Raw genomic sequence first — 13,240 nt, 5'->3', positions numbered from 1 at the left:
GCGACGTAGGGGCGCTTCCGATCAGCGCGCCGAGCGACTTTCGCATCGTTTGCTCCCCCTGAAGCAGCGCCGACAAGAACATTCCTCGATCCACAGGAAATCCATTCCTGGGGGAGAATGTCGATATAGGAATTTCATGAAATTGCCGATTCTGGCGGGCGAACGATAATCCGATTGACGAGTATCGACGGCGGTTCGTTCATCCGCGATCAGCGCCTATCGAGGACATGTCGAATGCCTTTATGCTTTTACCTATGCCGAGTTCCGTTGTGACGGCTGGAAATCTCTGGCGCACGGATATCTCCTCGGCGAGCGAGTTTACCCATGCTCGACATCGCCCTCGCCGTCGGCTTCGTGCTGTTCTGCCTCTACATCGCTTATGAGCGTCTCACCTATCGATTGTGAGGGCTTCCTGCGATCGGCAGCTGTCCCGGCCCTATATGGAATTCATATGCGCCAGGACTGTTTCAATCGGAATGCCCGTGGTTCCAGCCACTTTCCGGCAATCATGAAAACGTTCAGTCCCCATTCCCGGCTTTCGGGTGTCTTCCGGCGGATACCCGCGCATCCGCCGGCCATGGCCAGCGAAGGGCGGTCGCCGGCAGGCCCGTCGGTGCGAGAGGCGCTGAGGGAGATCGGCATCACCCTCGCGGTGCACCTGGCCGGGGCGCTGGCCATTGTCGTCGCCCTGCAGGCCTACGGCATCGCCTGACCGGGATCGAGAGCGGGCCTGATCGATCGGCACAACGGCTCACGCCGACTCCGCCAGCCAGCGAGACAACCATGCTTCGTGCTTCAACCCGCTTTCATCTCCGTCCGCGCACTCGCCCGCGGCGGCATCGCTCGCCCGCAACAGGGAGCCCCCAATGCTCGACATCATCCTGATCGTGGTCGGCTGCGGCAGCTTCGCGCTCGCCATCGCCTATGCCTACGCCTGCGACCGGCTGTGAGGAGGCCGCCATGCTGATCGAATACATCCTCGGCGCCGGAGTGACCTTCGGCCTGTTCGTCTACCTGGTCTACGCCCTGCTGCGGCCAGAACGATTCTAGAGGGGAATGCAGCCATGACTTTCGATGGTTGGATCCAGATCGCGCTGTTCGCGGTCGTGGTCGTCCTGCTCGTCAAGCCGCTGGGCGGCTACATGACGCGCGTCTTCGCCGGCGAGCGCACGTTCCTGTCGCCGGTATTGGGTCCCGTGGAACGCGGCATCTACTGGGTGAGCGGCGTCGACGAGCGCCGTGACCAGGGCTGGCTCGCCTACGCCGTCTCGATGCTGCTGTTCAGCCTGGCCGGCTTCGTGAGCCTGTATGCCCTGATGCGCTTGCAGGCGATGCTGCCGTTCAACCCGACCGGCCAGTCGGCGGTCGAGCAAAGCCTCGCCTTCAACACGGCGATGAGCTTCGACACCAACACCAACTGGCAGTCCTACGTGCCGGAAGCGACGATGAGCTACCTCGTCCAGATGGCCGGGCTCACCGTGCACAATTTCGTCTCGGCGGCGACCGGCATTGCCCTGGCGCTCGCCCTGGTGCGCGGCTTCGCGCGCCGTTCGGCCACGGGCATCGGCAATTTCTGGGTCGATCTCACGCGCTGCACGCTCTACGTCCTGCTGCCGATCTCGATTGTCGTCGGCCTGTTCTTCGTCTGGCAGGGCATGCCGCAGAATCTCGGCGCCTACACCGAGGCGACGACACTGGAGGGCGCCAGGCAGATCATCGCCCAGGGCCCGGTCGCCTCGCAGGAAGTCATCAAGATGCTGGGCACCAACGGCGGCGGCTTCTTCAATGCCAATTCCTCCCATCCGTTCGAGAACCCCAACGCCATCACCAACTTCGTGCAGATGGTGCTGATCTTCGCGATCGGCGCGTCTCTCACCAACGTGTTCGGCCGCATGGTCGGCGACCAGCGCCAGGGCTGGGCAGTGTTGGCGGTGATGGGCGCGCTGTGGCTAGGCGGCGTCATGGTCACCTACTGGGCCGAGGCGGCCGGCAATCCCGCCATCGCCAAGGTCGGCGTCGAAACGGCAGCGACGGCGCAGCAGGCCGGCGGCAACATGGAGGGCAAGGAGGTGCGCTTCGGCATTGCCAACTCGGCGCTGTTCGCCGTCGTCACCACCGCAGCCTCGTGCGGCGCCGTCAACGGCATGCTCGACAGCTTCATGCCGCTCGGCGGCCTGATCCCGATGTTCAACATCCAGCTGGGCGAGATCATCGTCGGCGGCGTCGGCTCGGGACTCTACGGCATGCTGATGTTCGCCATCATCGCGGTGTTCATCGCCGGCCTGATGGTCGGGCGCACACCCGAGTATCTCGGCAAGAAGATCGAGGCCAAGGAAGTGAAGATGGCGCTGCTCGCCATCCTCGTCCTGCCGCTCTCCATCCTGGGCTTTTCGGCCATCGCCACCTTGGTGGGCGCCGGGCTGGCCGGGCCGGCCAACGCCGGGCCGCACGGCTACTCCGAGATCCTCTATGCCTACACCTCGGGCACCGGCAACAACGGCTCGGCGTTCGCCGGCCTCAGCGCCAACACGCTTTTCTACAACACCACGATCGGGCTCGCGATGTTCATCGGCCGCTTCCTGATGATCGTGCCGATGGTGGCGATCGCAGGCTCGCTTGCCGCCAAGAAGATCGTGCCCGCCTCGGCCGGCACCTTCCCGACCGACGGCCCGCTGTTCGTCGGCCTGGTCGTCGGCGTCATCCTGATCGTCGGCGGCCTCACCTTCTTCCCGGCCCTGGCGCTCGGCCCGATCGTCGAGCACTTCGCCATGCTCGCCGGCACGCTTTACTGAGACGCGTTACAGAGACGAGGGGACTTTTCCCATGGAACTCGCACTCAACTCCCGCAAGCGCTCGGGCATGGCAACGCTGGCCGACCCCGGCATCCTCGGGCCGGCGCTCGTCGAGGCATTCCGCAAGCTCGACCCGCGCCTCATGATCCGCAACCCGGTGATGTTCACGGTCGAGGTCGTGGCGACCCTGACCACGGTCCTGTTCATCCGCGATCTCGCCACGGGCGCGGGCGGCCTGGGCTTCTCGTTCCAGATCAACCTCTGGCTCTGGTTCACGGTGCTGTTTGCCAACTTCGCCGAGGCGGTCGCCGAAGGCCGTGGCAAGGCCCAGGCGGCGACGCTGCGCAGGGCCAAGACCGATACCGTGGCCAAGCGGCTGGCCGATGTCGCCGACAAGCACTGGGAGAGCCTGCCGGCGGCCAGGCTCCGCAAGGGCGACATCGTGCTGGTCGAGACGGGCGACCTCATCCCGTCCGACGGCGAGGTGATCGAGGGCGTGGCCTCGGTCAACGAGGCGGCGATCACTGGCGAGTCCGCTCCCGTGATCCGCGAGAGCGGCGGCGATCGCTCGGCGGTCACCGGCGGCACGCAGGTCATCTCCGACTGGATCAAGGTGCGCATCACCGCCCAGCCGGGCTCGACCTTCCTCGATCGCATGATCGCCCTGGTCGAGGGCGCGGAGCGCCAGAAGACGCCAAACGAGATCGCGCTCAACATCCTGCTGGCCGGCATGACCCTCATCTTCATCTTCTCGGTCGCCAGCATCCCGAGCTTCGCCGCCTATGCCGGCGGCACCATGAGCGTCCTGGTGCTGGTCGCCCTGTTCGTGACCCTGATCCCCACCACCATCGGCGCGCTCTTGTCGGCCATCGGCATCGCCGGCATGGACCGCTTGGTGCGCTTCAACGTGCTTGCCATGTCGGGCCGCGCCGTCGAGGCGGCGGGCGACGTCGACACCCTGCTGCTCGACAAGACCGGCACCATCACCCTGGGCAACCGCCAGGCCACCGAGTTCCTTCCCGTGACCGGGGTCGACCAGCGCGACCTCGCTGACGCCGCCCAGCTCGCCTCGCTGTCGGACGAGACTCCGGAGGGCCGCTCGATCGTCGTGCTGGCCAAGGAGAAGTACGACATCCGCGGCCGCGAGATGGCGCCGCTGCACGCCCGGTTCATCCCGTTCTCGGCCCACACCCGGCTGAGCGGCATCGACGTCGACGGCTCGTCGATCCGCAAGGGCGCGGTCGAGGCGGTGATCGCCGACGTCAACGCCAAGGCCAGCGCGCCCAGCGCCGCCCGCGAGGTCGAATCGATGGCCGACAAGGTCGCCAAGGCAGGCGGCACGCCGCTCGCGGTGTCGCGCGACGGCAGGCTGCTGGGCGTCATCCATCTCAAGGACATCGTCAAGGGCGGCATCCGCGAGCGCTTCGCCACCTTGCGCAAGATGGGCATCCGCACCGTCATGATCACCGGCGACAACCCGGTGACCGCGGCCGCGATCGCCGCCGAATCGGGCGTCGACGACTTCCTCGCCCAGGCGACGCCGGAGACCAAGCTGAAGCTCATCCGCGACGAGCAGGCGCAGGGCAAGCTGGTGGCGATGTGCGGCGACGGCACCAACGACGCGCCCGCACTCGCCCAGGCCGATGTCGGCGTCGCCATGAACACCGGCACGATGGCGGCGCGCGAGGCCGGCAACATGGTCGATCTCGACAGCGACCCGGCCAAGCTGATCGAGATCGTCGAGATCGGCAAGCAGCTGCTGATGACGCGCGGCGCGCTCACCACCTTCTCGATCGCCAACGACGTCGCCAAGTACTTCGCCATCATCCCGGCGATGTTCCTGGCCTTCTACCCGCAGCTCGAGGCGCTGAACGTCATGGGCCTGAAGACGCCGCAGAGCGCCATCCTGTCGGCCATCATCTTCAATGCGCTGATCATCGTCGCGCTGATCCCGCTCGCCCTGAAGGGCGTGCAGTACCGGCCGGTCGGCGCCTCGCAGGCGCTGGTGCGCAACCTGTTGATCTACGGCGTCGGCGGCATCGTGGTGCCGTTCGTCGGCATCAAGCTGATCGACATGCTGATCACCGCGGTGGGGTTGGCGTGAGTTTTTCCTCCTCCCCGGCTTCGCTGGGGAGGTGTCCGCGTCCAAGGCGTTTGGTCGCTTTGCGGCCAAACGCCGATGCGGACGGAGGGGTCATGAGCCACCATCGATGAGCTTCATGACCCCTCCGTCACCGAAGACGGCGACACCTCCCCAGCGAAGCTGGGGAGGAGACTGAGAAGAGGACCAGACCATGTTGAAAGAGATCCGCCCCGCCATCGTCATGGTGGTCGTGCTCACCGTCATCACCGGGCTCGTCTATCCGCTGGCCATGACCGAGATCGCCCAGCTCGTCTTTCCGCGGCAGGCCAACGGCAGCCTGATCGTCAGGGACGGCAAGGTGATCGGCTCCGACCTGATCGGCCAGAACTTCACCGACGCCAGGTACTTCCACGGCCGGCCGTCGGCGACCAGCGACACCGATCCCAACGATTCGAGCAAGACGGTGGCGGCGCCCTACAACGCTGCCAACTCGTCGGGCAGCAACGCGGGGCCGACGTCGAAGGCGCTGATCGAGCGCGTCCAGGGCGATGTCGACAAGCTCAAGGCGGAGAATCCCGGCACTGCCGTTCCCGTCGACCTGGTCACCGCCTCGGGCAGCGGTCTCGATCCGCACATCACGCCGGCGGCTGCCTACTTCCAGGTGTCGCGCGTCGCCAAGGCGCGCGGCCTGCCGGAGGCCGCGGTGCGTGACCTCGTCGGCCAGCATGTTGCAGGCCGCTTCCTCGGCGTGCTGGGCGAATCGCGCGTCAACGTCCTGCAGCTCAACATGGCGCTCGACGCCCTGAAGTCGTGATGACATCTTCGACGGCCAATGGCCGGGACTGCTGAAGACAGGCGCCCGTCGCCCGAGGCGCTGCTCAAGGCGGCGGAGCGGGAGACGCGCGGCAAGCTCAAGATCTTCCTCGGCGCCGCCCCCGGTGTCGGCAAGACCTACGAGATGCTGTCCGCAGGACGCCGCCGCAAGGCCGACGGCGTCGACGTCGTGGTCGGCATCGTCGAGACGCACGGGCGCGCCGAGACCGAAACCCAGCTCGCCGGTCTCGAGGTCATCCCGCGACGGCAGGTCGCGTACAAGGGCCGCGTGCTGCGCGAGATGGATCTCGACGCCATCCTGACGCGCCGGCCGGCGCTCGTGCTGGTCGACGAGCTGGCGCACAGCAACGCCGAGGGCAGCCGCCATCCCAAGCGCTTTCTCGACGTCGAGGAGCTGCTCGCGTCGGGCATCGATGTCTATTCGACCATGAACGTCCAGCACATCGAGAGCCTGAACGACGTGGTCGCGCGCATCACCCGCATCCGGGTGCGCGAGACCGTGCCCGACCGCATCGTCGATGCCGCCGACGAGGTCGAGGTCGTCGACCTGACGCCGGCCGACCTGATGGCGCGCCTGCGCGAGGGCAAGGTCTATGTCCGCGAGCAGGCGCAGCGCGCCCTGCGCCATTATTTCTCGCCCGGCAATCTCACGGCGTTGCGCGAGCTGGCGCTGCGCCGCACCGCCGCGCGGGTCGACGAACAGATGCGCAGCTACATGCGCGAGCACGCCATCTCGGGCCCCTGGGCGGCCGGCGAGCGGGTGATCGTCTGCCTCGATCCCAGCCCGGTCGCCGCCAGTGCGGTGCGCGCCGCTCGCCGCACCGCCAGCGGCCTCGACGCCGAGCTGATCGCGCTCTATGTCGAGACCGACCGCCACACCGCCCTGTCGGATGCCGAGCGCAATCATCTCGCCGCGAACATGCGCCTGGCAGCGCAGCTCGGCGCCGAGATCGTCACCGTGCCCGGCCGCTCGGTGAGCGAGGAGATCCTGGCCTTTGCGCGCGCCCGCAACGCCACCCGCGTCGTCGTCGGCAAGTCGCGGCGCTCGCGCTGGTTCGAGCTCAGGCACGGCTCCGTGGTCGACGAGCTGGTGCGCAGCGGCTCGGGGCTCGCCATCGAGGTGGCGCCGTCCGATGCCGCCAGGATCCCGGTCGGCGCGACCGACTGGCTGTCCGACATCCCGCGGACGCCCGGCCCCTATCTCGAAGGCGTGCTCGCGACCGCGGCAGCCACGGCCGTCGGCATGCTGGTCGACGACTACGTCATGCTGCCCAACATCTCGCTGGTCTATGTCGTGCCGGTGCTCGCCACCGCGGCGCGCCACGGCCTGGTGCCGTCGCTGTGGGTCTCGGCTCTGAGCGTGCTGTCCTACAACTTCTTCTTCCTGCCGCCGATCTACAAGTTCACGATCCACGATCCCGCCAACATCGTGGCGCTGTTCTTCTTCATGGTCGTGGCGGGCGTCGCCAGCACGCTGGCGGCGCGCACCCGCTCGCGCACCGAATCGGCGCGCCGCGAGGCGCGCGCGACTGCCGAGCTTTATGCCTTCAGCCGCAAGATCGCCGGCGTCATGGATCTCTACGACCTGCTGTGGATCGTCGTCAGCCACCTGGCGCGCCTGCTCGGCGCGGAGATCGTTATTCTGATGCCGGAGAAGGGATCCGGCGGCCGGCTGGTGCCGCACGCCGCCTTTCCGCCCGACAGCGAGTTCAGCGACGCCGATCTCGCGGCGGCGCGCTGGTCATGGGACGCCGACCACACGACGGGGCGCGGCACCGATACCCTGCCCGGCGCGCGCTGGCTGTTCATGCCGATCCGCACCAGCGGCCCGCCGGTCGCCGTGATCGGCGTCCTGTTGACCACGCAAGGACGCGAGTTGACCGCGCAAGGACGCGAGCTCAGCGCCGCCGACCGGCGCCTGCTCGAGGCGGTCGGCAGCCAGGCCGCCGTCGCCATCGAGCGCGTCACCCTGACCGAGGACATCGACCAGGCGCGGCTCGGCGCCGAGCGCGAGCGTCTGCGCTCGGCCATGCTGACCTCGGTGTCGCACGACCTGCGCACGCCGCTCGCCTCCATCATCGGCGCCCTGTCGACGCTCGGCAGCGGTGCGGGGCGCTACGACGAGGCAACGCGCAAGGAGCTGGTGGAGACCGCGCTCGGCGAATCCAAGCGGCTCGACCGCTTCGTCGGCAACCTGCTCGACATGACGCGGCTCGATGCCGGCGCCATCGCGCCCAAGCGCGAGCCGGTCGAGGTCGGCGACCTCATCTCGACCACCCTGCGCCGCGCCGCGCCCTTGCTCGAGGGGCACGACGTGAAGTCGTCAGTGGCGCCCGATCTGCCCACCGTATCGCTCGATTTCGTGCTGGCCGAGCAGGCGCTGTTCAACCTGTTCGACAACGCCGGCAAGTATTCCGATCCCGGCAGCCGGATCGAGGTCTCCGCCCGCCGCGCCGGCGATCGGATCGAGATCGTCGTGCAGGATGAAGGTCCCGGTCTGCCGGTCGCCACGATCGACCGGTTGTTCGACAAGTTCTATCGCGTCGACGGCGGCGACCGGCGGCGCGCCGGCACCGGGCTGGGCCTGGCCATCGCCAAGGGTTTCGTCGAGGCGCAGGGCGGTACGATCACGGCGGCCAATCGAACCGATCGAACCGGCGCGCGGTTCACCATAAGCTATCCGCTATGACCGGTGACGCTGCCACCATCCTGATCGTCGAGGACGAGCCGCCGATCCGCCGGCTGCTGCGCTCCATCCTGACGGCGCACGAGCACCGCGCGCTCGAGGCGGCGACCGGCGCCGAGGCGCTGTCGGCGCTGCGCCATCACCGGCCCGACCTGGTGCTGCTCGATCTCGGCCTGCCCGACATCGACGGCCAGGCGCTGATCGGCCAGATCCGCGCACTGTCGCCAGTCCCGATCGTCGTGCTGTCGAGCCGCGGCGACGAGGCGGCCAAGGTCGCGGCCCTCGATTCCGGCGCCGACGACTACATCACCAAGCCGTTCGGCGCCGACGAGCTGATGGCCCGCCTGCGCGCCGCCCTGCGCCATCGCCTGCAGCAGCAGGGCGCCGAACGCACCTTCACCAGCGGCGAGCTCAGCGTCGACATGGTGCGCCACCTGGTGCGGCGCGGCACCGACGACGTGAAGCTCTCGCCCAAGGAGTACGACATCCTCGAGCAGCTCGCGATCCACGCTGGCAAGGTGCTGACCCACCGCCACCTGCTGCGCGAGGTGTGGCGAGATGAATCGGTCGACCCGCAATACCTGCGCGTCTATGTCCGCCAGCTCCGCCAGAAGATCGAAGCCGACCCGTCCTCGCCGCGGCACGTTCTGACGGAACCGGGGGTCGGGTATCGGCTGGTATAGGTCCCATCCTCCCCAGCAAGAGCTGGGGAGGTGTCGCGTCTAAAGGCGTTTGGCCGCTCTGCGGCCAAAAGCCGATGCGACGGAGGGGTCAAGGGCACAGGACGGGTTGCTCATGACCCCTCCGTCCGCGATTACGCGGACACCTCCCCAGCGAAGCTGGGGAGGAAAAGAAGTCCTAAGCCGCCCGCGGCGCGCCGTGCGGCGGCTGTGCCCCCAGCCGTCGCGCCTCCTTGTCGTCGAGCCGCTGATGCGGCTCGAGGATGGCCTGCAGCCTTCGCTCGAAGGCTGGGTCGAGCGGCGTTTGCGGCAGGCGTGTGCCGTCGCCCATGATGTCGAGCCGGCTGAGCGCGCGCTTCACGACGAGCACGTCGGCGCCCAGCGACAGCACTTCGCTGACGCCGCGGCAGCGTGCAACGAAGTCCTTCATGGTTCGGCTCCTAAAATATTGGTCAGCCTCACCCGAATGCGCAGGGCATTCGCAAATGGGTGCGCTTTTCATTCTCCTCCCTAGCTTCGCTGGGGAGGTGCCCCCGTAATCGGGGGCGGAGGGGTCATAGGCCCCAGTCCTGCTGCTCATGACCCCTCCGTCGCCGTAAGACGGCGACACCTCCCCAGCGAAGCTAGGGAGGAGAATGAGAGAGCGCCCATACGCGAACTCCCGGCCCGATTACGGGGGAGGCGAAATTGGGAGTTCGCCGCTGCGGCCATCAGCACAGCCCGGAGTCCGCCGCGGCGACCATCTACGCCGCCATCGCCAGCCGCACAGCTGGCGCGAAGACGACGCGGCCCGTCGCGTGATCGAACGAGACGATGTCGAGACCCGCCTTCAGGGCGTGATCGCGCACGGCGGAAAGGGCGCGGCGCCAGCGGCAGCCGGCGCCTTCGAGGACGACGCGACCGCGCGCGCCGGCGCGCCGGCGGGCGGCGCGTAACGCGCCGTCGAGCTCGCGATCATCGCGGCAATCGACGATCCAGGTGAGGTCGGCGGGCTCGCAGTCCGGCGCCGCTGCATCGGGCCGCAGGCTGCGCACGCAACCACAGCCGCTCTGCATCAGCGCGAGGACGTACGGCAGGGTGTGATGGCCGATGACGGCCACGTGCGCGCTGGCCGGTGCATGGCTGACCGCCATGACGCGCTCGGCAGAGGCGCCTGCCGCCTCGGCCGGCATGCTGGTAGATGGAGGTTCCGCTTCGGCTGCATTTTCACGGTCGATCATGATGGATGCCTTTCGGGTCACGATGGATGTCGAGGGAAACGACGCCGGTCGGCAGGCAGCCGAAATATCTCCGGCAGCGCAGGGCCCGCAGGTGCGTCGTCCCGGCTTCTCCGGCCGGCTGGCGCGCCGCGATGGAAGGATGGTGCCGTTCTGTATCGTCACCGGTTCCCGGCTCTTCGGCGCGGCTTTGACCGCCTGCGCCGCAGGCCAGGAGGGCGACGAGCAACAGGCGGTTCGCTGTGCGCGTCATCGGTTTCTCGACTCTCGTGCCAAGAGATAGGCGTGGCGCCATAGGGATTCGAGAGGGCAGGGAGGCCGCGCGCATAGCCTCGGCATAAAGAGGCGGGACGCCGTTCCCTCTCCCCGGGAATCACTCTAGGCTGCGCCGCAATCCGAGGAGGGAAACGATGGCCGAGAGCGAGAACTACAAGAAGGGCACCGAGATCCGCCGCCAGCTCATGGGCGCGGCGTATGCCGACAAGATGAACAAGACGGTCTACGACGACCCGATGATGCAGAAGTTCGGCGACTATGCGCGCGAGGCGGTGTTCGGCATGCTGTGGTCGCGGCCCGGCCTCGACATGAAGACGCGCGCCCTGATCTGCGTCATCTCCGACACCGCGCAGGCGCGCTGGCCGGAACTCGCGATCCATCTGCGCATGGCGCGTAACCAGGGCTGGACGGAAGATGAGCTCTCCGAGGCCCTGATGCATCTCTGTGGCTATATCGGCGTGCCCTCGGTGCGCGAGGCGATGCTCACCGCCAAGGAGGTATTCGAGGAAATGCGCCACGAGAAGAAGTAGCGGCAAGACAAGAACGGAGAAGACAGCGTGGCGATGAAGTCGAGCGATCTGCCCCTGAAGCGGATCGCCCGCGGCAAGGTGCGCGACGTCTACGAGGTCGATGCCGACCGGCTGCTGCTGGTGGCAACCGACCGGGTGAGCGCCTACGACGTGGTGATGGCCGAGCCGATCCCGCTGAAGGGCGCCGTGCTGACCCAGCTCAGCGCCTGGTGGTTCGGCCAGTTGGGCGATGCCGTGCAGCATCACATGACCTCGGCCGACGTCGATGCCATCATCGCCGCGGTGCCGGCGCTGGCGCCGCATCGCGGCGAGATTGCCGGCCGCGCCATGCTGTGCCGGCGCTGCACGGTGTTCCCCATCGAATGCGTGATCCGCGGCTATATCACCGGCTCGGCGTGGCGCGAGTACGCCAAGGCGGGCACGCTCGCCGGCGAGACCTTGCCGGCCGGCCTGCAGGAGAGCGGCCGGCTCGATCCGCCGATCTTCAGCCCGGCCACCAAGGCCGAGAGCGGGCACGACGAGAACATCACGGTCGGCCGCATGCGCGAGGTGCTGGGCGGCGAGATCGCCGGCGAGCTCGAGCGGCTGGCGCGCCTGGTCTACGGCAAGGGCCGCGATATCGCCGCCCCGCGCGGCATCATCATCGCCGACACCAAGTTCGAGTTCGGGCGCACCGCGTCAGGCGGCATCCTGCTGATCGACGAGGTGCTGACGCCCGACAGCTCGCGCTTCTGGCCGGCCGACGGCTATGCGCCCGGCCAGCCGCAGCCCAGCTTCGACAAGCAGCCGCTGCGCGACTGGCTCGACGTCGAGCGTCACGCCGGCCGCTGGAACGGCGAGGCGCCGGCGCCGGCGCTGCCGCCCGAGGTGGTCGATGCCACCAGCAAACGTTACCTCGAAGCCTATCGCCGTCTGACCGGGCGCGAGCTGGTGGTGCGGTGACGGCACCCGACGCGCGCGACTGGCGCGCGCTGAACCGCGCCAACTGGGACGAGCGCGTCGCCATCCATATGGGCCCGGGCGGCTACGATCTCGGCCCTCTGCGCGCCGGCCGCGGCGTGCTGAACCCGGTCGAGGAGGCCGAGCTGGGCGACGTCGCCGGCCTCGAGGTGCTGCACCTGCAATGCCATTTCGGCGCCGACACGCTCTGCCTGGCGCAGCGCGGCGCCACCGTCATCGGCCTCGACTTCTCCGGCGCGGCGATCGCCGCGGCGCGAATGCTGGCGGCCGAGCTCGGTCTCGCCGGGCGCGCGCGCTTCGTCGAGGCCGATCTCTACGACGCCCCCGAGGCGATCGCCCGGCCGGCCACCTTCGACCTGGTCTACGCGAGCTGGGGCGCCACCTGCTGGCTGCCCGATATCGCGCGCTGGGCCGAGATCGTCGCCGGCTTCCTGAAACCAGGCGGCCGTCTCTACTACGCCGACGCCCATCCCACGGCCTACGTCTTCGACGATCTCGCCCGCCTGCCCGACGGGCGGCCCGGCTACTTCGCTCCGTACTTCGCGCGCCAGCCGATCGCCCTGGTCGACGAGCGCGACTACGCCGACCCGACGGCCCGCCTCGCCAATGCCGCCAACGTCAACTGGCTGCATCCCCTGTCGGACACCGTGGGCGGCCTGCTCGCCGCCGGCCTGGCGCTCGACTGGCTGCACGAGCACGCCCAGGTGCCGTGGCGCATGTTCGAGATCCTGGTGAAGAAGGACGACGGCGACTGGCACTGGCCGGACAAGCCCTGGCTGCCGCTCGCGGTCTCGCTGCAAGCGACGCGGCGGTGAGGGCCGCGGCGCATAGCGCAATGCGAAGGATCAACACGATCGCGGTGTTTCACAACACCGCCCACGTCGGGTCCGCCTGGTGCTGCGCCGAGGGCATTTCCTGCACGTTGCGGCGCAAGGGGTACGAGGTGCTCGACTTGGGCAATCCGCTGCTCACTGCGGCGCCGCTCGCGGAGCTGCAGCGTGCCGACGCGATCGTCATGGGGGCGCCCGAATGGTTCCTCCACGCCATCGCCGATCGCTACGGACGGGGCTGGCACGCGTTGCGCGCGGTCCGCATCGCCTGGTACGCCACTAAGCAAAGTTCCTTGAGGAGATTCGATGGCATTCACCAAGCGAGAACAGATTCTCATTGAGAGATTCAAGA

General features: G+C 68.2%; 13 protein-coding genes. 10 read left to right on the top strand and 3 right to left on the bottom strand.

Annotated elements, in window-relative coordinates; all coding sequences use genetic code 11:
• Positions 1 to 960 precede the first annotated feature (960 nt).
• The 6 genes from kdpF to ACILR9_RS37775 all read left to right on the top strand — a co-directional run bounded on the left by kdpF (position 961) and on the right by ACILR9_RS37775 (position 9,078).
• Positions 961 to 1,050 (top strand): K(+)-transporting ATPase subunit F, encoded by a 90-nt coding sequence (gene kdpF / locus ACILR9_RS37800; RefSeq protein ID WP_395715040.1) that lies wholly within the window; start codon positions 961 to 963, stop codon positions 1,048 to 1,050.
• Positions 1,051 to 1,064: 14 nt separating this feature from the next.
• Entirely contained in the window at positions 1,065 to 2,792 is a 1,728-nt protein-coding gene (kdpA, locus tag ACILR9_RS37795) for a potassium-transporting ATPase subunit KdpA (protein WP_395715163.1), read from the top strand.
• Positions 2,793 to 2,859: 67 nt separating this feature from the next.
• Positions 2,860 to 4,896, top strand: coding sequence for a potassium-transporting ATPase subunit KdpB (kdpB, locus tag ACILR9_RS37790; RefSeq protein ID WP_395715165.1), 2,037 nt, complete (start codon positions 2,860 to 2,862; stop codon positions 4,894 to 4,896).
• A 190-nt stretch (positions 4,897 to 5,086) separates the two neighbouring features.
• Positions 5,087 to 5,689, top strand: a complete 603-nt coding sequence (locus tag ACILR9_RS37785; RefSeq protein WP_395715162.1) for a K(+)-transporting ATPase subunit C — start codon at positions 5,087 to 5,089, stop codon at positions 5,687 to 5,689.
• A gap of 18 nt (positions 5,690 to 5,707) precedes the next feature.
• Positions 5,708 to 8,398, top strand: a complete 2,691-nt coding sequence (locus ACILR9_RS37780) for a DUF4118 domain-containing protein (protein WP_395715161.1) — start codon at positions 5,708 to 5,710, stop codon at positions 8,396 to 8,398.
• Positions 8,395 to 9,078, top strand: coding sequence for a response regulator (locus ACILR9_RS37775; RefSeq protein ID WP_395715160.1), 684 nt, complete (start codon positions 8,395 to 8,397; stop codon positions 9,076 to 9,078). The genes ACILR9_RS37780 and ACILR9_RS37775 overlap by 4 nt, the downstream gene beginning before the upstream one ends.
• A 175-nt stretch (positions 9,079 to 9,253) precedes the next feature.
• Here ACILR9_RS37775 and ACILR9_RS37770 read toward each other — a convergent pair whose 3' ends face one another.
• From ACILR9_RS37770 to ACILR9_RS37760, 3 genes are all read right to left on the bottom strand, one after another.
• Positions 9,254 to 9,505, bottom strand: coding sequence for a hypothetical protein (locus ACILR9_RS37770; protein ID WP_395715159.1), 252 nt, complete (start codon positions 9,503 to 9,505; stop codon positions 9,254 to 9,256).
• A gap of 313 nt (positions 9,506 to 9,818) precedes the next feature.
• Positions 9,819 to 10,295 (bottom strand): hypothetical protein, encoded by a 477-nt coding sequence (locus tag ACILR9_RS37765; RefSeq protein ID WP_395715158.1) that lies wholly within the window; start codon positions 10,293 to 10,295, stop codon positions 9,819 to 9,821.
• Positions 10,282 to 10,545, bottom strand: a complete 264-nt coding sequence (locus ACILR9_RS37760; RefSeq protein ID WP_395715157.1) for a hypothetical protein — start codon at positions 10,543 to 10,545, stop codon at positions 10,282 to 10,284. The genes ACILR9_RS37765 and ACILR9_RS37760 overlap by 14 nt, the downstream gene beginning before the upstream one ends.
• A gap of 157 nt (positions 10,546 to 10,702) precedes the next feature.
• On the opposite strand from ACILR9_RS37760, the gene ACILR9_RS37755 reads away from it, so the two are divergent.
• From ACILR9_RS37755 to ACILR9_RS37740, 4 genes are read left to right on the top strand one after another with little or no spacing between them, the layout of a single operon-like run.
• Positions 10,703 to 11,098, top strand: coding sequence for a carboxymuconolactone decarboxylase family protein (locus tag ACILR9_RS37755; RefSeq protein WP_395715156.1), 396 nt, complete (start codon positions 10,703 to 10,705; stop codon positions 11,096 to 11,098).
• Positions 11,099 to 11,131: 33 nt separating this feature from the next.
• Positions 11,132 to 12,040: a phosphoribosylaminoimidazolesuccinocarboxamide synthase gene (locus ACILR9_RS37750; protein ID WP_395715164.1), complete on the top strand. Its 909-nt coding sequence runs from the start codon at positions 11,132 to 11,134 to the stop codon at positions 12,038 to 12,040.
• Positions 12,037 to 12,873, top strand: coding sequence for a class I SAM-dependent methyltransferase (locus tag ACILR9_RS37745; protein ID WP_395715155.1), 837 nt, complete (start codon positions 12,037 to 12,039; stop codon positions 12,871 to 12,873). The genes ACILR9_RS37750 and ACILR9_RS37745 overlap by 4 nt, the downstream gene beginning before the upstream one ends.
• 44 nt (positions 12,874 to 12,917) lie before the next feature.
• Positions 12,918 to 13,229 (top strand): hypothetical protein, encoded by a 312-nt coding sequence (locus tag ACILR9_RS37740; RefSeq protein ID WP_395715154.1) that lies wholly within the window; start codon positions 12,918 to 12,920, stop codon positions 13,227 to 13,229.
• Positions 13,230 to 13,240: the final 11 nt, after the last annotated feature.

Origin of the sequence: Reyranella sp. (genome assembly GCF_044224635.1) — a bacterium.
Taxonomy (GTDB): domain Bacteria; phylum Pseudomonadota; class Alphaproteobacteria; order Reyranellales; family Reyranellaceae; genus Reyranella.
The sequence above is the reverse complement of the archived record's forward strand: the minus strand, read 5'-3'. Positions and strand labels throughout refer to the sequence as shown.

What these genes read in the sequence shown, in the direction of transcription:
- kdpA (WP_395715163.1), top strand. Translation starts at nt 1,065, where the DNA reads ATGACTTTCGATGGTTGGATCCAGATCGCGCTGTTCGCGGTCGTGGTC.
- ACILR9_RS37770 (WP_395715159.1), bottom strand. Translation starts at nt 9,505, where the DNA reads ATGAAGGACTTCGTTGCACGCTGCCGCGGCGTCAGCGAAGTGCTGTCG.
- ACILR9_RS37765 (WP_395715158.1), bottom strand. Translation starts at nt 10,295, where the DNA reads ATGATCGACCGTGAAAATGCAGCCGAAGCGGAACCTCCATCTACCAGC.
- ACILR9_RS37775 (WP_395715160.1), top strand. Translation starts at nt 8,395, where the DNA reads ATGACCGGTGACGCTGCCACCATCCTGATCGTCGAGGACGAGCCGCCG.
- kdpB (WP_395715165.1), top strand. Translation starts at nt 2,860, where the DNA reads ATGGCAACGCTGGCCGACCCCGGCATCCTCGGGCCGGCGCTCGTCGAG.
- ACILR9_RS37780 (WP_395715161.1), top strand. Translation starts at nt 5,708, where the DNA reads ATGGCCGGGACTGCTGAAGACAGGCGCCCGTCGCCCGAGGCGCTGCTC.
- ACILR9_RS37760 (WP_395715157.1), bottom strand. Translation starts at nt 10,545, where the DNA reads ATGACGCGCACAGCGAACCGCCTGTTGCTCGTCGCCCTCCTGGCCTGC.
- ACILR9_RS37785 (WP_395715162.1), top strand. Translation starts at nt 5,087, where the DNA reads ATGTTGAAAGAGATCCGCCCCGCCATCGTCATGGTGGTCGTGCTCACC.
- ACILR9_RS37750 (WP_395715164.1), top strand. Translation starts at nt 11,132, where the DNA reads ATGAAGTCGAGCGATCTGCCCCTGAAGCGGATCGCCCGCGGCAAGGTG.
- ACILR9_RS37755 (WP_395715156.1), top strand. Translation starts at nt 10,703, where the DNA reads ATGGCCGAGAGCGAGAACTACAAGAAGGGCACCGAGATCCGCCGCCAG.
- kdpF (WP_395715040.1), top strand. Translation starts at nt 961, where the DNA reads ATGCTGATCGAATACATCCTCGGCGCCGGAGTGACCTTCGGCCTGTTC.